General features: G+C 38.9%; 19 protein-coding genes. 2 read left to right on the top strand and 17 right to left on the bottom strand.

The window, feature by feature from the left end:
* Positions 1-13 precede the first annotated feature (13 nt).
* The 16 genes from QM941_RS02935 to ybeY all read right to left on the bottom strand — a co-directional run bounded on the left by QM941_RS02935 (position 14) and on the right by ybeY (position 14201).
* Positions 14-637, bottom strand: coding sequence for a recombinase family protein (locus QM941_RS02935; protein WP_414338663.1), 624 nt, complete (start codon positions 635-637; stop codon positions 14-16).
* A 48-nt stretch (positions 638-685) separates the two neighbouring features.
* Positions 686-1399 carry an O-methyltransferase gene (locus QM941_RS02930; RefSeq protein ID WP_414338661.1) on the bottom strand — a complete coding sequence of 238 codons (714 nt, stop codon included), beginning with the start codon at positions 1397-1399 and terminating at the stop codon, positions 686-688.
* Between the two features lie 5 nt (positions 1400-1404).
* The gene (gene pepF / locus QM941_RS02925) at positions 1405-3207 is read right to left on the bottom strand and encodes an oligoendopeptidase F (RefSeq protein WP_414338658.1); all 1803 of its coding nucleotides are present in this window, start codon (positions 3205-3207) and stop codon (positions 1405-1407) included.
* 18 nt (positions 3208-3225) lie between these two features.
* Positions 3226-4182 carry a competence protein CoiA gene (locus tag QM941_RS02920; protein ID WP_414338656.1) on the bottom strand — a complete coding sequence of 319 codons (957 nt, stop codon included), beginning with the start codon at positions 4180-4182 and terminating at the stop codon, positions 3226-3228.
* A gap of 74 nt (positions 4183-4256) precedes the next feature.
* Entirely contained in the window at positions 4257-5408 is a 1152-nt protein-coding gene (locus QM941_RS02915; protein WP_414338655.1) for a hypothetical protein, read from the bottom strand.
* Between the two features lie 174 nt (positions 5409-5582).
* Complete coding sequence (gene tehB / locus QM941_RS02910) at positions 5583-6443, bottom strand: SAM-dependent methyltransferase TehB (protein ID WP_414338653.1); 861 nt, start codon at positions 6441-6443, stop codon at positions 5583-5585.
* Positions 6444-6457: 14 nt separating this feature from the next.
* Entirely contained in the window at positions 6458-6925 is a 468-nt protein-coding gene (smpB, locus tag QM941_RS02905; RefSeq protein ID WP_414338650.1) for an SsrA-binding protein SmpB, read from the bottom strand.
* Complete coding sequence (gene rnr, locus QM941_RS02900; protein WP_414338648.1) at positions 6888-9230, bottom strand: ribonuclease R; 2343 nt, start codon at positions 9228-9230, stop codon at positions 6888-6890. Before rnr ends, smpB begins: the two co-directional genes overlap by 38 nt.
* Before the next feature lie 96 nt (positions 9231-9326).
* A complete protein-coding gene (secG, locus tag QM941_RS02895; RefSeq protein WP_414338645.1) occupies positions 9327-9560 on the bottom strand; it encodes a preprotein translocase subunit SecG in 234 nt (77 codons plus the stop codon).
* A 39-nt stretch (positions 9561-9599) separates the two neighbouring features.
* The gene (gene rpmG, locus QM941_RS02890) at positions 9600-9749 is read right to left on the bottom strand and encodes a 50S ribosomal protein L33 (protein WP_414338642.1); all 150 of its coding nucleotides are present in this window, start codon (positions 9747-9749) and stop codon (positions 9600-9602) included.
* The gene (locus tag QM941_RS02885; protein ID WP_414338640.1) at positions 9749-10948 is read right to left on the bottom strand and encodes a multidrug efflux MFS transporter; all 1200 of its coding nucleotides are present in this window, start codon (positions 10946-10948) and stop codon (positions 9749-9751) included. Before QM941_RS02885 ends, rpmG begins: the two co-directional genes overlap by 1 nt.
* Complete coding sequence (gene coaE, locus QM941_RS02880; RefSeq protein WP_414338637.1) at positions 10935-11540, bottom strand: dephospho-CoA kinase; 606 nt, start codon at positions 11538-11540, stop codon at positions 10935-10937. The genes QM941_RS02885 and coaE overlap by 14 nt, the downstream gene beginning before the upstream one ends.
* Positions 11540-12364, bottom strand: a complete 825-nt coding sequence (gene mutM / locus QM941_RS02875) for a DNA-formamidopyrimidine glycosylase (protein WP_414338635.1) — start codon at positions 12362-12364, stop codon at positions 11540-11542. Before mutM ends, coaE begins: the two co-directional genes overlap by 1 nt.
* A 48-nt stretch (positions 12365-12412) precedes the next feature.
* A complete protein-coding gene (era, locus tag QM941_RS02870) occupies positions 12413-13312 on the bottom strand; it encodes a GTPase Era (RefSeq protein ID WP_414338632.1) in 900 nt (299 codons plus the stop codon).
* Between the two features lie 15 nt (positions 13313-13327).
* The gene (locus QM941_RS02865) at positions 13328-13723 is read right to left on the bottom strand and encodes a diacylglycerol kinase family protein (protein ID WP_414338630.1); all 396 of its coding nucleotides are present in this window, start codon (positions 13721-13723) and stop codon (positions 13328-13330) included.
* Complete coding sequence (ybeY, locus tag QM941_RS02860) at positions 13704-14201, bottom strand: rRNA maturation RNase YbeY (RefSeq protein ID WP_414338627.1); 498 nt, start codon at positions 14199-14201, stop codon at positions 13704-13706. Before ybeY ends, QM941_RS02865 begins: the two co-directional genes overlap by 20 nt.
* Positions 14202-14305: 104 nt before the next feature.
* Between ybeY and QM941_RS02855 the strand changes: the two genes are divergently transcribed.
* Positions 14306-15961, top strand: coding sequence for an NFACT family protein (locus QM941_RS02855; RefSeq protein ID WP_414338625.1), 1656 nt, complete (start codon positions 14306-14308; stop codon positions 15959-15961).
* A 49-nt stretch (positions 15962-16010) separates the two neighbouring features.
* Positions 16011-16859, top strand: coding sequence for a YitT family protein (locus QM941_RS02850; protein ID WP_414338622.1), 849 nt, complete (start codon positions 16011-16013; stop codon positions 16857-16859).
* 99 nt (positions 16860-16958) lie between these two features.
* On the opposite strand, the gene nox is transcribed toward QM941_RS02850, so the two are convergent.
* Positions 16959-18338: a H2O-forming NADH oxidase gene (gene nox, locus QM941_RS02845; RefSeq protein WP_414338620.1), complete on the bottom strand. Its 1380-nt coding sequence runs from the start codon at positions 18336-18338 to the stop codon at positions 16959-16961.
* Positions 18339-18620 lie beyond the last annotated feature (282 nt).

Genomic DNA, 18620 nt, shown 5'->3' with positions numbered 1-18620 from the left:
TTTTATCTTGTTTTTAGCAAGAAATTTGCGAAACTTTTTTGCGATTGTTGGCAACCTTGTTTCGTTCCAAGACTTTATAGATGGTTGAGGTCGAAATTCGTTCTGTTTTTGCTATTGTTCTGATGCTTGATTCCCCTGCTAAATACAGCTCAATAATTCTCTCTTCCTTATCTCTTGACATTCGCTTGGCACCTAGTTTGACACCATTTTCCTTGGCTTTCCGAAGTCCTTCACGGGTACGAAATCGTAAATTTTCCAGTTCACTTTCTGCCACAAATCCTAAAATGACGCAAAGTAACCTACCGATGAGCGAGTCGGTTTCCAGTTTTTCATGCAAACTGACTAGCTGAATAGCCGAAGCATTGAATTGTTCAATCAGCTCCAGTAATCTGAACATGGAGCGAGTCAGGCGATCTAACTTATAGATTGTAAAAGTGACCTGTTTGCCTTCCTTTGAAAGGTCACAAGCCAATTTTAAGGCTTTTTCGAGTTCTGGACGTGCATTGTTTGATCCAGATTCACGTTCGATAAAGAGCTGGTCGCAGTGCTTGAGAGCCTCCATTTGCACCTCCAAGCCAAGGTCTTGCTTGTGGGTAGAAACGCGAGCATAGCCTATATTGATGGTGGTTTGAAACATAAAAATCCTCCTGTTTTTGATACAGAAGGATTATACGATTTTTTAAAATTATTCCATTTCTGGTAGACTTACATTTTCCACATTCTTTCTCAGCATGAGAATTCCGTCTCCAAGAGGAGCCAAACTAGCGGTTAATCCTGGATTATCCAAAGTCGCATCAAAGAGTCTTTGCAAGCCACGATAGATGGTTCGTTGGCCTCTACGGACTTCCATGATATCTTTGGCAATATCCCCTCCTTGGAAAATATCATCCAAGACAACGACTCCACCTACTTCGAGGTGTTTGAGGATTTCTGGTAGAAAGACGATGTATTTGGACTTGGCAGAATCCATAAATACAAAGTCATAGGTCTCTGTTAAGGTCGAAAGGACATCCACAGCATCGCCTTCTAAAAGGGAAATCTGCTTGCGACTATCAAAGCGAGCAAAATTCTCCTTGGCAAAACCAATCATCTCAGGATTACGGTCAATTGTCGTAATCTTTGACTCCGGTGAATGCTCCGCCATAAGGAGAGCAGAAAAACCAATTGCCGTCCCAATCTCTAAAATATTTTTTGGTTGCATAGTCTCCATGAGAAAACGGAAATAAGCAACCGTTTCATGAGGAATGATGGGAATATTTTCCTTACGAGCAAAATTTTCTAGCTCTTTTAAGGAACCTGTCACCTGCTTTTGACGCTGGCGCATAAAGTCTACGATTTCTTCTTTGACAACTGGTCGACGCATGTTATGATTGGCATTTTTACTATATGACTCTACCATCTAGCTTATGCCAATCCTAATTTTTCAACGAGGGCTTCAAACTCATCTAAACGACGTTCAAAGACAGCAAATGCATCGTTGAGGTAATCTTCCTTCTCCATATCAACGCCTGCTTTTTTCATGACATTAAGTGGATAGTCTGACTTCCCTGCTTTGAGGTAATCTATATAGCGATCACGATCATCTTGACTACCATGAACAATCTTTTCAGCCAAGGCTGAAGCTGCTGCAAATCCTGTTGAATACTGATACACATAGTAGTTGTAGTAAAAATGAGGAATGCGTGCCCATTCATATTGAATTTGAGGATTGTCTTCCTTGTTAAGTCCATAGTACTCTTGGTTCAAGTCAGCATAGAGATTGTTTAAGAACTCGCTTGTCAAGACTTCACCATTTTGGTCTGCTTGGTGAATAGCGTGTTCAAACTCAGCGAACTGCGTTTGACGGAAGACTGTTCCACGGAAACCGTCTAAGAAGTTATTGAGGATTGCAAAGCGTGTCGCATCGTCTTGAACTTCTTCCAATAATTTTTCAGTTAGGATATTTTCATTAGTTGTTGAAGCAATCTCTGCTAAGAAAATTGAGTAATCTCCATAAACATAAGGCTGGGTTTCACGAGTATAGCTAGAATGCATACTGTGACCAGTTTCATGGACAAGTGTAAAGAGATTATCTAGGTTGTCCTGCCAGTTAAGAAGCATGAAGGCATTTGTATCGTAGGAACCACCAGAGTATGCACCTGAACGCTTGCCTTGGTTTTCATAGACGTCAATCCAGCGTTCAGTAAAGGCACGTTTCACACGACTCAAGTAGTCCTCACCAAGAACTGCCAAAGCTTCTTCTGCCTTCTTCAAGGCTGCCTCGTAAGTAAAGCTATAGTCTACTGAAGAAAGTGGTGTATAGACATCATACATCTTGAGGTCTGAAATTCCCAAGATTTTTGAACGTAATGCAAGATAACGATGCAAAAGTGGCAAGTGTTTGCGAACTACTGACACTAGATTGTCATAGACACTTTCTGGTACAAAGTTAGCCGCAAGAGCTGCCTGACGAGCACTCTCATAATTGCGAACTTTAGCACGGTAGTTTTGCACCTTGACATTTGTTTGCAAAGTCTTAGCATAGGTATGCTGGAATTGCTCGTAAGTTGCATAAAGAGCTTCATAAGCACCACGGCGAACTTCACGATTTTTTGACTCCATCAAACGAATGTATGTCCCGTGAGAGAGTTGTACTTCATTTCCTTCATCATCCAAAACATGAGGGAATGTGATGTCCGCATTGTCCAAGATAGCAAAGGTTTCACTGGCTGCACCAAAGATTTCTCCAGCTCCGGCCAATAATTCTTCTTCACGTTGTGAAAGTACATGATTCTTATTTTGCAAGAGTTTGTCAAAAAAGTGTTTGTAGACTTGAAGTTTTGGCTCAGCTTCTAAAAATGCATGATACTGTTCCTCAGTAATCTCCATAAACTCTGGCTCATAAAAAGAGAATACTTGGTCGAGTTGGCTAGACAAAGTCATAGCCTTTGCGTAGTATTCTTGATACTTAGCTTCGCGTGTGTCTTGGTCATTTTTCATATGAGCATAAACATAAAGTTTTTCTAGACGACGATTCAAATCTAGATAAAGCTCAGTAATTTCAAGTAAGCTCGTAGCACTATCTAATAGATGGCCTTCAGAACTAGCTGATTCTTTGGTAGCCTGGCTTAAAAGTTCAAGTTCTTTTTCCCAAGCTTGGTCAGTTTCATAGATCGTTGATAGATCCCATGTATCTTTTTCATTAATTTCATTTCTTTGTAATACCATAAGATACCTCCATCCTTTCTATTTTACCATATTTTTTGAGAAATATTGATGATAAAATGCTGGCGGGTAAAGGTTTTGTTTATTATTTTGAGGATGCTTGTGATAAAAGGCTAAAAACTCTTTATAATAGGCACTCAAATTCTGGTCAATCTGACAAAAATCTGCTTTTTCGATAGGTCTAATCTGCGGGTACCAATCCTTTAATTCATAGTTGAGGATGTTTTGGCCTTGCTGATAGGCCTGAGCCTGTTTGTTCATCCAATAGGGATTTTGATAGTAAAGTTGTTGGCGAATGTAGTAACAAATACTTGGATCTTGCTTAACCGTTAAAGTGGCTATTCCTTGTTTTTGGTAAGGACTTCGTAATATGTCCAAAAGCTTGCCCTTTCCAAAAGGAAATTCCTTGACTTGATAATGTAATCTTGCTCGTAAATCTTGATGAAGGAGATACTTAAGTCTTAAAACTTGTTTTTTCTGATCTATTTCCCAGACATAAAATCCTAGATTTTGGCTAAAATAGAGAAAATCTCTTTGTAGATTTGTCAGCCTATCTTTTAACCAAAGTTTTGTTCCTAGTAGCCAGAGAACTTGATATCCTAGACTTCTGTAACCCTGACTTCTAGCTCTTAACATTTTCTGAGGTAAGGGACTACATTGAACTTCAAGTGCTAGCTTTTCATTTACCAAAATATCTGCTATCTGTTGAATCTCTGCTATGGGAAACTCTAGGGCAACCGTACTATCCTTCTTAGCCCAATGATAGAGGGCTTCTTTATTGCCAAGGTGTTCTGGACTTTCATTTTCGAAATAATAGGAACAGTCTTTTAAGGATTTGTGAGCAAAATGACTCCGTACAACCTTTCCTTTACGCAAACGAAGTCCACCTCCACATGCGAGACAGGTATAAGTCTGCCTATTCAATTCATCCTCTAGGGCGTTTACTAAGTGGCCTTTGGCATCTCTCGCTACAAACATAGTCTCCTCCTTTTCTACTTTATTCGAAATAGAAAGAAAAAAAGACCGGCAATACCGGTCTTTCTTTGGTAGAATTATTTACCTTTTTGTTTTTTTGTATATTTTGTCAACATAGGGATGATATTAGGTATCTGTTCACTTCGAATCACCAAAATTCCATACTCCTGACAACGATTTGCATAAACAGGATTGACCTTTCCTGTACAAACAATGAGTTTATGACAAGTTTCTCCTGCGAAGTGATTAGCATAAACCTCCAGTTCATTAATTGCCTCTACTGCTAAGTCGGTCATTTTACAGGAAATAAAAACGATGGACCGGCCCTTACGCAAGATAACATCAATCTCATTTTGAACATTGTCAGCTTCTGGGAAAATCCCATTCCAATCTATTTCTCCACCAACCATACATTCATCAAACAATTGAGATTCAAGTGCCAAGAGATAGAGATACAACTCTAAAACATGACCCTTGCTTCGGCAGAAAATCTGAGCCTCTTGATTAGGAAAGGTATAAACAACTTTCTTTTTATTCTCCAACTTCACTTGAAGCATTCCTGCCTCTTGCAGCAATGGAATTAGTGTCGTTGGGTAGGTGTAAGATTTACCATTATTTGCTAGTGTTTTTTCTGTTTCTGCATGTAGGTCATTTGTTTTTGCTAAGGAGAAAAATTGAGTAACTTGGTACCAGTGACTAGGGTCAGCAATAGCAAGTTTCGCTAATTTTTTTATAGCTACAACCTGTTGCTGGCTAAAAATTGGTCTTTTTGATTTGAGCAACTTGCCACCACGAAGGGCTATTAGCTCTTGGATTGTCAGAGTAGGAATATCTAAATCTTCCTTTAATAATCTACCGGCTTGCCACTTGTACTGCTTACCATTCTCAATATCCATAGCGACTATTGGTAGATTTCGACTTAAGCCATATTGGTAAAGTGATATTGCTAATAGAGAGTCTCCACCAAAAACATCAAGAAGAACCTGGTCATAGTTAGGCAAACTAAAATCTAACTGAGCCTCCAGTTGCTCTAAGGAAACCTGACGAAAAGTTACTCTCTTGACATGAGCTACTTGATCCAAAATAAATTGCCGAAGGGAGAATTTCTCATCATCATCTATCTTGTCCAGAGATAGGAAAAGGAGCTCATCACTATTACTGATATAGGCTTGATAGACATTCTTTTCTAAAACATGTCTATCGTAAAGTTCTACCAAAAGACTAGTCATAGCATACCTCCGTCTATAGAAAATCCCTTGCTTATCTATGCATACACCCAAATTTTACCTACTAGTTTAATTAATCTTATCCACCTCTAGTATAACATAAATAGGATTATAAGACCTCAAACTTTACATTAAGAAAAATGAGTAGATAATATCTATTATCTACTCGCTTAATATTTATTTTACTTTTTTAGCCAACATGGTCGCAAAGCGTAGTTGGATACGATTTCCGTTTTCATCACGACGGTGGAGATGGCCAGGATTTTCATTGTATTTGATGAATTCCCAATCCTTGTAGTAATTTGCCAATTCTCCTTCTTTAAAAGTGAATGGGAAGTTGACTGAACAAGGATAATCTTCTGTATCCATAGCACACACAATCAAATTGTAACCTCCAATTGAGGTTTGTTCCTGCATGTTTTGAATAATAGTTGGAATGCGATCTGCTTGTAAAAACATCAGAACAACCGTTGATACGATAAAATCATAAGTTTGTCCAATGCTAGCTGAATTGATATCGTAGATACCGACAGGCATTTCTAAATCTTCTTGCTCCACAATGCTTTGCAAGATTTCAAGAGATAGCTCATTCTGATCTACAGCTGTGACATCAAAGCCATGTTGAGCTAGAAAGAGTGCATTCCTACCCTGACCACATCCTAGGTCTAGTGCCTTACATGGTTTTACTGTATCCATAGCTTCTAAAACTTCCGAATGAACTGGATTAGTATTGTATTTCTTAGGGAAATAATCCTCCGGTTTACAATAAAATTCCAAGTACCATTCTACATCATCTGTAGCAGCTTCTACACGGTGCCAGGCTTGAGGCTGAGCCATGGGATTATTGGCACCCGCTTCAAAGAGGTGCTCAGCTATAATTTCCCCGTCTTCAGTCAACTCAATAAACTTAAGAATCCCTTTTAATACGGTAATCTTGCCCCAGGTTCCGACCTTAGTATTGTGTTTTCTTTGAACAGCTTCAGGCATGGTGTCTTTATTCCAGACAGGCATGCGTTTATAGGCAACTAGTTTTTCCATATTCTTCACTCTTTCTATCGATGGTTAACTGCTTTCATGACACGCGCAATATCACGATCTTGCTCACGGCGTTTGATAGACTCACGTTTATCGTAATCATGTTTCCCTTTTGCTAATCCTAAAAGAAGCTTAGCATAACCATCTTTAATATAAACTTTAAGAGGAACCAGGGTCATCCCTGTCCCTTTGGTTTCTTGCTCTAATTTCTGGATTTGTTTTTTATGAATGAGAAGTTTACGACGACGTTCTGGCTCCTGGTTCCAGATATTGCCCTCTTCATATGGAGCGATATGGACATTACTCAGCCAAACTTCCCCATTCTTAACCTGAGCAAACCCATCTTTCAAATTGATGCGAGCTGCTCGAACACTCTTGATCTCAGTTCCTGTCAGGACCATTCCCGCTTCTAGCGTATCTACGATTGTATAGTCGTGGTGCGCCTTTTTATTTTGCGCGACGACCTTTCCCTCGCCCTTTGCCATGCTTGGCTCCTTTCTTTGCTACTTCCTTATAAAAAGGTTTCTTGCTCTTTTTCTTCTTGTCTTTTGGAGAATGCTTGCGCTTATCACCTAAGCGACCAGCTTTTCTCTTGTCATCTTTCTTATCTGAACGACGCCCTCTATCCTTACGACCAGAGCCTTTCAGACCTTTCTCAATGACATCAAATTCACTTGGAATAAAGGAGAAATCGATCTCACCAGTCATCTTATCCGCTCTTTCGACACGAATACGGATCTGCTGTCCCACACGGAAAGTAATTCCTGATTTCTCCCCACGGAGGGTCAAATCACGTTCGTTAAAATGATAAAACTCAGGTAGATTTGTGATGTGGATCAAGCCTTCGACTGTATTTGGCAATTCAACAAAAAGACCAAATTTAACGATACTTGAAACAACTGCATCATACTCTTCGCCAACATACTCTTCCATGTACTCAGCTTTTTTCATAGCTTCGACTTCACGCTCTGCCTCGATAGCACGGCGCTCACGGTTGGAAGACTGGGTGGCAATCTCAGGAATGACCTGTTCAAAATGATCTGCTACATCCTTAGAACGTCCATAGTCACGAATCATACGATGAACAAGAAGGTCAGGATAACGACGAATTGGGCTGGTAAAGTGAGTGTAGTAGTCTGCAGCTAATCCATAGTGACCGTGATTATGCTCAGAATAACGAGCCTGCTGCATCGAACGCAGAAGCATCATTGATAATACATCCGCATATGGCTCGCCTTCAACAGCACGCATAATGTCTTGAAGGGCTTCCTGACTAATCTCACTGGCAGTTCCATAGATTCGTAATCCAAAACTTGAAGCGTAATCAATAAATTTCTGAACTTTTTCAGCTTTAGGCTCCTCGTGAATCCGATAGATAAAAGGTAGGTCCAGCTTGCTAAAGTGTTCTGCAACTGTTTCGTTAGCAATCAACATAAAAGACTCAATCATACGTTCAGCGACACCACGTTGACGAAGAACAATATCAACTGGCTTACCTTTTTTATCGACTAAAATCTTAGCTTCATTGGTATCAAAATTTAAAGCACCACGCTTGATTCTCATACTTTCCAAAGTCTCATGGAGCTTAGCCATTAACTCGATACTAGGAATGATTTTCTTATACTCTTGTCTCTTCTCCTCATCACCTGCTAGGATGTCATTGACATCACTATAGGTCATACGGAAACTTGTCTTGATAACAGTCTGAGTAATCGTATAATTACGAACACGACCATTTTTATCAATCTCCATAATAGCAGATTGAGTCAAGCGGTCCACTTGAGGGTTAAGAGAACAGATTCCGTTTGAGAGGCGCTCTGGTAGCATTGGAACTACACGGTCTGTCACATAGACAGAGGTCGCACGATTGAGAGCTTCCTTGTCAAGAGCAGAACCCTCTGTCACATAGTAGGAGACATCGGCAATGTGAACACCTAGTTCGATATTTCCATTTTTCAATGGTTTGATATGAACAGCATCATCCAAGTCTTTTGCATCAGCTCCATCAATGGTAAAGGTAATTTCATCTCTTAAGTCCAGACGACCTTCCATATCCTTCTCTGATGGTGCATCCGGAACTCTTTCTGCTTCTTTAAGAACAGCCTCTGGAAACTCGGAGACAATGTCCATTGACTCCAAGACCTCAAGGACATCAATCCCTGCATCTGTTGAATGCCCAACCACATCTAATACACTAGCCACAAAGAAATCGTGTTTCTTACTTGGGTACTTATCAATAAAGACCTTGAGAACTTCAGTCCCTTCCAATTGAATAGCTGGCTTTTTAACGTAGATTGGTTGGCTAATTTTTTGATTTTTTGAACGGATATAACCCGCATACTTTGGTTTTTCCTCATCAAGAACGATTTGACCAACAACCGTCGTCAAACTGTGTTCTAAAATATCAATAATCTTAGCTTCAGCAGCTGTTCCTTTCTGTCTATCTGCAACCTTCTTGATTACAATTTCAACTGTATCGCCATCAATGGCATAGTTAACATCATTTTTTCCTACAAAAAGGTCATCTTCCTCGCCTTCCAGACTAACAAAACCGAAGCCATTTTTATGGGCATGAAAAATCCCCTTGAGGGTAATCTCATGCTTCTTCTTCTGGTCCAGGGTTAGACTACCATCTTCTTCAAAGCGAATCTGATGCTTACGTTCCATCAAGGAAAGGGTTTTGATTAACTCACGAAAATCCTTGGATCCATCCTTTCCTAGAGCTTGGGCTAGGTCATTAACTGTGACACGTCCCTTCTCTTTTAAATATTCTTTTATTTTATCTTTCATGTTTTCTTTCTAGATTTATAAATTTTTCTTTTGGTGTAAAACCTTATGTCTTTAAAAACAAAAATAGGCTAAGACCTAGTCTCGCCCATTATTTTCTTATCTACTTGATAATATCGTCAATGCTAAGGCAATGGCTAGCCAGAAAAAGACTAAAATTCCTGTCAAACGTTGCATCACAGCTTCAAAACCGCGCGCTTTGCTACGTTCAAACAAATCACCTGCACTGGCATCAAATACATTGCTAGATTGGTTTTTAGTTGGTTGCATAAAAATCGCAATTACAATCACAACAGATAATACTAATAAAATGGTTAATAATAGGTTATACATATCAAACTCCTTAAAATCCTTATCATTTTACCATAAAAGCTATTTAGATTCAAGATGTAAAGTAACTTTTCTTTCCTTTGGACAATATTTTAAGACTTCTATCTTGTATGGATGAGTTTTTGAGTTTTTACTTGTTAGATAATTGATGCTACCACAAGAAGAGCACTTAAGATTAATTTTTACGCGCACTAGATTTCCTTCACTTTTAATAATGTTCTAAATTGGATAAGGTTAAAAATACAACTCAAAGCAACACAGGCTGCTGTTGCGTAATAAACAGACTTATAACCAAATTGATTTGCTACTAATGAACCTGCTAGAGGACCAATCACCCCTCCTAGGTAAAAAAATACTTGGTTGAAAGCAAACACCCTCGAAATAGCTGATTTTGGAGCCATTTTACTAAGAATAGCATTGATACCGGGAACTAAAGCCCCTGTTCCTAGACCGAAAAGAAAGCGGTAAATTCCAAGTTCAACTGGACTTGTAGCATTGCCACAAAGTACATATATTACAGCTGAATAGACTTGAGCTAAGATCAGAAGTCGATGATTGCCAACTTTATCTCCCAATCGTCCCATAATACCTGCACTCATCATACTCGATAAACCCATGCTAGAAACTATTACACCAGAGACAAAGAGAAGATTCTCCTTCTGCCCTAGTTCACGCACATAGAGAGCGAGAATAGGTCCGATAGATTGAGCTGCAAATTGAATGACAAAACTTGTTGCAAATAAGTTAAATAAAAGGTATGGATACTTCAGGCTAGCATATAAATATTTTGTGGGAATTGCAGTTTCTTTGGTTACAGGTTGAAAATCTTCCTTGATAAAGAATATAGTCAAGATAGCAGCTAAAGATACCAGAGCCCCAACCATTAAAAAGGCATTTCGAATCCCAAATACTTCTGCAATCAAACCTCCAACAAAAGGGCCTGAAAGTGTTCCTGCCAAAACTCCAGATGTTATTGTTCCCAGAGCATAACCCGACTTATCCTTTGGAACTTGACTAGCTATTAAGGCAGTTGCATTTGGTACGTATCCAGTAAATACTCCATTCAAAAAACGTAAGACTAAAAGCCAAAAGATATTTGGAACAAAGGCCAGGCCTCCCATAGTAATAGTCATAGCTATCCCTGCTCTAATCATCATAGGTTTACGGCCATATTTGTCTGCTAAAATTCCCCAAATAGGCGATATAAAAGCAGCCGAAACAGCAGAGATTGAAATAGCTATCCCTGAATAGAAAGTGACCTGACTTGGTTCAACTCCTAATTCTTCAACAAAAATTGGCATAAAAGGTAGAACCAAGGATACACAAGCCCCTGTCAAGAAACATCCAATCCAAGCTATGCGAAGATTGTTTTTCCAATTAATTTCTTTCATGGAACTCACCTCTCTCTAGTAGAGAAATGACCTGATCAAACAGTTGGTCCTGATTCCCACTATTGTCAATAATGTGAGTCGCAAGTTTTTTCTTTTTATCTAGGGGCCACTGAGATGCAAGTCTTACTTCAGCAGCTTCTAGAGATAGTTTGTCTCTATTCATCAATCTTTCAATCTGAGTTTCTCTATCTAGATAGATTAACCATACTTCATCAAACCAAGATTCATAACCTTGTTCAAATAAGAGGGGAATATCCATAAAAAACATATCTTCAGTCTGAGCCAACTGATTTTTTAAAGCGGCCAACTCTTCAAGAATAACTTGACCTTGAGTTTCTTTTGACCATTCTTGTTCTTCAGGATTAGAAAAAATCAGACTAGCTAGTAGAGGGCGGTTAAGTTGTCCATTTTTCAAAAGAACCTGGTTGCCAAAATGCTCCACTAAAATATTGTAGAGTCGACCACCTGGAGCTTGAAGCTGATGTACAAGAGCGTCAGCATCAACCACTTGAAAGCCTCTTTGACGTAAAAAATTTGTTACAGTTGATTTGCCAGAAGATATGCCCCCTGTAATTCCAATAATTTTTCCCATCAACTTCTCCTTTGACACCTAGGGCAAAAATGAGTTCCTCGTCCACCAAGTTGAATTTTTTCGATGATGGATCCACATCGTGAACAAGCTTGTCCGGCTTTATCATAGACCTGATGAAAATCTTGCATGGTTCCATCTTCACCAAAAGCATTGGTATAGGTGCGAATGGTTGAACCACCCTTATCAACAGCTTGCTCCAAAACGCTTATGGTTTGTTCGTGAATAGCTCTTGCTTCTTTTCCTGTTATTAGTTGTGAAGATTTAGCAGGGTGAACTTTAGCTCTCCAAAGAACCTCGTCCACATAAATATTTCCCAAACCTACAACTAGAGTTTGATCTAACAAGTGAGTTTTAATTGGCTTTTTAGATTTCTTAAGAGCTTTTTCAAAGGTTAGTAAATCAAAGTCTTTCTTGGTAGGTTCTGGACCTAACTTTTTGGAGATAAAGTAGGATTTCAAAAGCTCAGGTGTCAGCAGTTCCATGGTCCCAAACTTGCGTACATCCTCATAAACAAGCGTTCCTCCATCTTCAAACCGAATGAAAACATGGGCATGCTTGCGTTCAGGGATCTGGTCTGGATAATAAAAATACTTGCCCTCCATCCGCAGATGGGAAATCAAAACCTTGTCTGTTAGGTAAAAAAGCAAATATTTTCCACGACGTCCTATTGACTCAATTACTTGGCCAGGCACTTCCTTTCGAAACTCGCCCAAATCTGTCTTGATCATTTTTGGATAATGGACCTCTATGCTAGAAATCTTTTTTCCAAGAATCAATTTTTCTAGACCACGGCGAACCGTTTCGACCTCAGGTAATTCAGGCATACATCCTCCTTCTGTAAAAACAAGAAGCAGGCATGAGCCCACCTCTACTTAATATTCTTTCTCATTATAGCCAAAGTCAGCCAAATCTAGCTTTTTATCACGCCAGTTTTTCTTGACCTTGACCCAAGTTTCTAAGAAGACTTTATCCCCTAGCATGAGCTCGATATCCTTCCGCGCAAGGGTTCCGATCTTCTTGAGCATGGCGCCACCTTTTCCGATGACGATACCCTTTTGGCTGTCACGTTCAACCATGATGGTTGCTCGAATATGAACCTTGTCCGTCTCCTCATCACGTTTCATAGAGTCCACCACAACTGCAACAGAATGCGGGATTTCCTCACGAGTTAAGTGAAGAACTTTCTCACGAATCATTTCTGAAACCAAGAATCGCTCTGGGTGGTCTGTAATTTGATCAGTTGGGAAATATTGAAAACCTTCTTCTAAATTCTCACTTAAGATATCTACTAAATGTGATACATTATTTCCCTGAAGAGCTGAGATTGGTACAATCTCTTTGAAGTCCATTTGATTACGGAAATCATCGATTTGAGCCAAAAGTTGATCCGGATGAACCTTATCAATTTTATTAACTACTAGAATTACGGGAACTTTTGCAGCTTTAAGACGTTCGATAATCATATCGTCACCCTTACCACGTGGCTCATCTGCAGGAACCATAAAAAGCACGGTATCCACTTCACGAAGGGTGCTATATGCTGACTCTACCATAAAATCTCCGAGGGCAGTTTTAGGCTTGTGAATCCCCGGAGTATCGATAAAGACAATTTGTTCCTTATCAGTCGTATAAATTCCCATAATTTTATTACGCGTTGTTTGCGCCTTATCACTCATAATGGCAATTTTTTGCCCCATGACGTGATTCAAAAAAGTTGACTTCCCAACATTGGGACGTCCTAAAATGGCTACAAAGCCTGATTTAAATGTCATAATTTCCTCTTACTGTTAAAATAATAAATCCCAAATCCGTGGGAGAAAGATAAGCGCACCTGTCAAAGCGGCAAAAAGTGAGACTACAAGCACGGCACCAGCCGCCATGTCCTTAGCCTTCTTTGCCAGCATATCGAAGTGATAATGGCTAGCCAAATCCACAACATTTTCGATAGCTGAGTTAAGAATCTCAAATGCTACCACTAAGAAAATGCTTAGAAGTAGAAAAAGCCATTCGATTCGAGACACCTGAAAAACAAAACCTGCAAGGATAACCGCCAAAGCCGTCACTGCATGTTTTCTCATATTGCGTTCTTCCTGAATCGCTGTCAAAATCCCTGTAAAAGCAAATTCCAAACTTGTGATCAGGTCACGGTTTTTCCATTTTCTTTTATTGTCTTGTGAGTCCATAGGCAGTCAAAATTTCTTCCTGTAAACCGAACATCTCCGCTTCTTCTTCGGGAGTGTAGTGATCATAACCGTTAATATGTAAAAAGCCGTGAACTGCTAAGAAGCCCATCTCACGTTCAAAACTATGACCGTATTCTTCAGCTTGCTCATACGCTTTATCAATAGAGATGAATAGTTCACCGATATAGGCATCAAATTCTGACAGCATTTCTGCCAAGTCAGGATTCTCTGCTAAATCTTCCTCATCAAAGGTAATTTCTAGCTCTGGTTTGTATTCAAGACTGATAACATCTGTAGGACGATCTGTATCTCTATACTCCAAATTGAGTTCATGACTCCGCTCATTCGTCACAAAAGTAACCGCCATCTCCTTGTCTTCTTTTCCTAACTTTTTGGCAGCAAACTCTAAAATTTCTTGAGTTTGTTGTAGAATTTCGTTTGAAACTTTTCCAGTTTCATCTACTATTTCAATAAACATGTGTTTCTCGATTCTCTTTACTTGGCTTTATTATACCATATTTCTATGATTTTATTCTACCTTTTTGATATAATACTATGTAATACAATCACGAGGAGAGAACCATGTCATTTGACGGATTTTTTTTACACCACATGGTTGAGGAATTACGAGCAGAATTAGTAAATGGTCGTATCCAGAAAATTAATCAACCTTTTGAACAAGAATTAGTCTTGCAAATTCGAAGCAATCGTAAAAGTCATCGTTTGCTCCTTTCTGCCCATCCAGTTTTTGGTCGTATTCAATTAACTGAATCAACTTTTGAAAACCCTGCACAGCCATCAACCTTTATTATGGTTTTAAGGAAGTATCTTCAAGGTGCTGTCATTGAATCTATCCAACAAATTGATAATGATCGTATCGTGGAAATCACAGTTTCTAACAAAAATGAAATTGGAGATCATATCCAGGCGACTCTTATCATTGAGATTATGGGAAAACATAGTAATATTCTCTTGGTAGACAAAACTGAGCAAAAAATCCTCGAAGTTATCAAACATATTGGTTTTTCTCAAAATAGCTATCGGACCTTATTACCGGGAGCTACTTACATCGCTCCTCCAAGCTCAGATGCCTTTAATCCTTTTACTATCAAGAATGAAAAACTATTTGAAATTCTCCAAACTCAAGAATTAACTACAAAGAATCTTCAACATCTTTTCCAAGGATTGGGAAGTGATACAGCTATGGAATTGGAGAAAATACTCCTTGATGATAAACTAAATACCTTCCGTAACTTTTTCTCTCAAGAAACAAACCCTTATCTTACGGAAACATCATTTAGCTCTGTACCTTTCTCAAATCGTGTGGGTGAATCTTTCAATAGCCTTTCAGAGCTATTAGATAGCTATTATAAGGACAAGGCTGAACGTGACCGTGTCAAACAACAGGCGAGTGAACTCATTCGCCGAGTTGAAAATGAACTGCAAAAAAATCGTCAAAAGCTTAAGAAACAAGAAAAAGAACTGCTTGCTACCGAAAATGCTGAGGAATTCCGACAAAAAGGCGAGTTACTAACGACTTTTCTTCATCAAGTTCCAAATGACCAAGATCAGGTGGTTTTGGATAATTATTACACTAATCAACCAGTTACAATCGCGCTTGATAAGGCCTTGACTCCCAACCAGAATGCCCAACGCTACTTCAAACGCTACCAAAAACTCAAAGAAGCTGTTAAATATTTGACAGAACTGATAGAAGAAACCAAGTCAACCATTCTCTATCTGGAAAGTGTTGAGACAGTTCTTAATCAAGCTGGATTGGATGAAATCGCTGAGATTCGTGAGGAGTTGATTGAAACAGGCTTCATCAGAAGACGCCAACGTGAGAAACTTCATAAGCGGAAAAAACCTGAAAAATATCTTGCTAGTGATGGCAAGACTATCATCTATGTTGGTCGAAATAACCTCCAGAATGATGAATTAACCTTTAAAATGGCCCGAAAAGATGAGCTTTGGTTCCACGCTAAAGACATTCCTGGAAGTCATGTCGTCATCTCAGGAAATCTCGACCCATCTGACGAGGTCAAGACGGATGCAGCAGAACTTGCAGCCTACTACTCAAAAGGTCGCTTATCTAATTTAGTACAAGTTGATATGATTCAGGTAAAAAAACTAAATAAGCCAACTGGTGGAAAACCTGGTTTCGTTACTTATACAGGACAAAAAACTCTCCGAGTCACGCCAGATCCAGATAAAATCCAATCCATGAAATTTAGCTAAGCTTCCATGCTACAATTTTTAGTACTACAGAAAGGAGGTCTTTCTCTGAATGTATAACCATATTAAGTCCATCATGACTATCATACTAGGTGCTGCTATATTTGCCTTCGGACTTACATATTTTGTAGTCCCACATCATTTATTTGAAGGTGGAGCCACAGGGATTACCTTAATTACCTACTATCTCTTTAATATCCCTATCTCATTGATGAACATCATCATTAACATCCCGCTCTTTATTCTCGCTTGGAAAATTTTTGGAGCAAAGACTCTATATTCGAGTCTCCTGGGAACCATCTCAGTATCCGTCTGGCTGGCTATCTTTGAGAAGATTCCTCTTCAGTTTAATCTTGAAGGTGATTTAGTTATCGTAGCCTTAGTCTCAGGAGTACTCCTAGGTGTTGGATTAGGAATTATTTTCAACGCTGGTGGAACTACAGGTGGAACTGACATCGTTGCTCGAATCCTTAATAAATATACCAATATTTCAGTCGGTAAATTACTCTTTGGATTAGACTTCCTAATCCTGATGTTGATTTTAATTATTTTTCAAGATCTCCGTCTAGTAACTTATACCCTCTTATTCGACTTTATCGTATCTCGAGTTATAGATTTGATTGGAGAAGGTGGTTATGCTGGTAAAGGCTTCATGATCATCACTCAAAAACCAATGGAACTAGCTGATAAAATTAATGACGAGCTGGGACGTGGTGTTACTTTTATTTCAGGTCAAGGCTACTACAGTAAAAACGATTTAAAGATTGTCTATTGTATCGTAGCTAGAAATGAGATGGTTAAGATGAAAGAGATGATTCACAGCATTGATCCTATGGCCTTTATTACTATCACTGAAGCCCACGAAATCCTAGGGGAAGGTTTTACATTTGATCCTAGGTAAACTAGCAATTTGAACTGAAAAGCAATCCCATTACAGGATTGCTTTTTTATTTCAATATACAAAAAAACAGAAGAGCATGCTCTTCTGTTTTAATAGAGATTATTTTTCAGCCGACAATGCTGCCATTGTGATGTAGTTGTATGGTTTGTTGAAGTGTGGCAAGAAGAAAAGGTCAGTCAATGCCAATTTATCAATTGTAACATGTTCTTGGATAGCAAGTGAGAACATGTGGATAGCCATACCGATTGCTGAATCGCGAGATACCATTTGAGCACCAAGGATTTCACGGCTGTCTTTATCAAAGACAATCTTGATAGCAACTTCATGGTTATCATGCTTCATGAATTCTGGTTTTTGAAGGTCATTAAATCCAGTTTCAGTTGCGTTGTAACCTGCAGCTTTTGCTTTTTCCAGTGTCAAACCAGTTGAAACCATGTGAAGGCCGTAGATTGAGATACCATTTGATCCTTGAACACCGATTCCTTCAAGTTCATGTCCACAAGCGTTGTAAGCACCAACGATACCAGTACGAACAGCGTTTGAAGCAAGTGCGATGTAGCTAGTGTCTTTACGAGCGTTGTCATAAACAGTTGCACAGTCACCAACAGCGTATACACCTGGGATAGATGTTTCTTGTTTCTTGTCAACAAGGAAAGCACCGTTACGGAAGAGTTCGATCTTACCGTCAGCAAGAGCAGTGTTTGGACGGAAACCAACTGCAAGAACAACCATATCAACGTCAAATGTTTCTTTGTCAGTTACCAAGCGTTCAACTTTACCATCACCTTCGATAGCTTTTACAGTTTGACCAAGTGCCAAGCGGATGTTGTGGTCTTCCAAGTTTTTAGCCATCATTTGAGTGAAGTCTTTGTCGTAGTAACCGTTCAATACAGTATCAACGATATCAACAAGCACAACTTCTTTTCCAAGACGTTCGAAAGCTTCAGCAAGTTCAACACCGATGTATCCACCACCAACTACAGCGATACGCTCAAGGTGTTGGCTCTTATCAGCAAGTTTGTTGATAACTTCTTCAGCATTTTGGTACAATTTAACGAATTGAACATTTTCAAGAGTTGTCTTGAATTCACGGTTTCCTTTAACAATTTCAACACCTTCGATTGGTGGCAAGATTGGTGTAGAACCAGTAGCGAAGATCAACTTATCGTATGATTCTTTGTGTTCTTTTCCTTCAACTTCTGCAGTAACAACTTTGTTGTCATAGTCAATTGAAAGAACTGGTGAGTTCATGTAAACTTTAGCACCTTTTGCTTCCAATTTTTCTTTATCTGAGTAGAACAATCCTTCAGCACCATCGATTTGCTCACCGATCCAAAGAGCCATTCCGCATCCAAGGAATGAAATATTTGAGTTTTGGTCAAATACAACGATTTCGTTTTCGTTTCCAAAATTGTCCAACATTGTGTTGATACATGCAGTTCCAGCGTGGTTAGCACCCACAACTACGATTTTACTCATAAGATAATTCCTACCTTTTATTTAAAATTTTTTACTGTACTAGTATATCATTTTCTGTTAGCGTTTACAAGTTTTTTTGTTTGAAATTACTTAATTTTGACTAAAATTAAAATTAATTTATTATAAAAAAAACTTATCAAGAGTATTATTTTTTATAATTATGCTTTTGAGCATTTTTCTTGACTTTTTTAAAAAAACAAATTGTGAAAACGCTGACTTTATGATATGCTATTTATACGGGAATAAAATATAAATCTCAAAGTTACTTTCATGACAGGATTT

This window comes from Streptococcus timonensis, assembly GCF_047460355.1.
GTDB lineage: Bacteria > Bacillota > Bacilli > Lactobacillales > Streptococcaceae > Streptococcus > Streptococcus timonensis_A.
Note: the sequence above shows the minus strand (reverse complement) of the source record. Positions and strands in the feature narration are given on the sequence as shown.

What these genes read in the sequence shown, in the direction of transcription:
- QM941_RS02915 (WP_414338655.1), bottom strand. Translation starts at nt 5,408, where the DNA reads ATGACTAGTCTTTTGGTAGAACTTTACGATAGACATGTTTTAGAAAAG.
- ybeY (WP_414338627.1), bottom strand. Translation starts at nt 14,201, where the DNA reads ATGTTTATTGAAATAGTAGATGAAACTGGAAAAGTTTCAAACGAAATT.
- nox (WP_414338620.1), bottom strand. Translation starts at nt 18,338, where the DNA reads ATGAGTAAAATCGTAGTTGTGGGTGCTAACCACGCTGGAACTGCATGT.
- QM941_RS02885 (WP_414338640.1), bottom strand. Translation starts at nt 10,948, where the DNA reads ATGAAAGAAATTAATTGGAAAAACAATCTTCGCATAGCTTGGATTGGA.
- pepF (WP_414338658.1), bottom strand. Translation starts at nt 3,207, where the DNA reads ATGGTATTACAAAGAAATGAAATTAATGAAAAAGATACATGGGATCTA.
- rnr (WP_414338648.1), bottom strand. Translation starts at nt 9,230, where the DNA reads ATGAAAGATAAAATAAAAGAATATTTAAAAGAGAAGGGACGTGTCACA.
- QM941_RS02850 (WP_414338622.1), top strand. Translation starts at nt 16,011, where the DNA reads ATGTATAACCATATTAAGTCCATCATGACTATCATACTAGGTGCTGCT.
- tehB (WP_414338653.1), bottom strand. Translation starts at nt 6,443, where the DNA reads ATGGAAAAACTAGTTGCCTATAAACGCATGCCTGTCTGGAATAAAGAC.
- secG (WP_414338645.1), bottom strand. Translation starts at nt 9,560, where the DNA reads ATGTATAACCTATTATTAACCATTTTATTAGTATTATCTGTTGTGATT.
- QM941_RS02865 (WP_414338630.1), bottom strand. Translation starts at nt 13,723, where the DNA reads ATGGACTCACAAGACAATAAAAGAAAATGGAAAAACCGTGACCTGATC.
- mutM (WP_414338635.1), bottom strand. Translation starts at nt 12,364, where the DNA reads ATGCCTGAATTACCTGAGGTCGAAACGGTTCGCCGTGGTCTAGAAAAA.
- era (WP_414338632.1), bottom strand. Translation starts at nt 13,312, where the DNA reads ATGACATTTAAATCAGGCTTTGTAGCCATTTTAGGACGTCCCAATGTT.
- smpB (WP_414338650.1), bottom strand. Translation starts at nt 6,925, where the DNA reads ATGGCAAAGGGCGAGGGAAAGGTCGTCGCGCAAAATAAAAAGGCGCAC.
- QM941_RS02930 (WP_414338661.1), bottom strand. Translation starts at nt 1,399, where the DNA reads ATGGTAGAGTCATATAGTAAAAATGCCAATCATAACATGCGTCGACCA.
- coaE (WP_414338637.1), bottom strand. Translation starts at nt 11,540, where the DNA reads ATGGGAAAAATTATTGGAATTACAGGGGGCATATCTTCTGGCAAATCA.
- QM941_RS02920 (WP_414338656.1), bottom strand. Translation starts at nt 4,182, where the DNA reads ATGTTTGTAGCGAGAGATGCCAAAGGCCACTTAGTAAACGCCCTAGAG.
- QM941_RS02855 (WP_414338625.1), top strand. Translation starts at nt 14,306, where the DNA reads ATGTCATTTGACGGATTTTTTTTACACCACATGGTTGAGGAATTACGA.
- QM941_RS02935 (WP_414338663.1), bottom strand. Translation starts at nt 637, where the DNA reads ATGTTTCAAACCACCATCAATATAGGCTATGCTCGCGTTTCTACCCAC.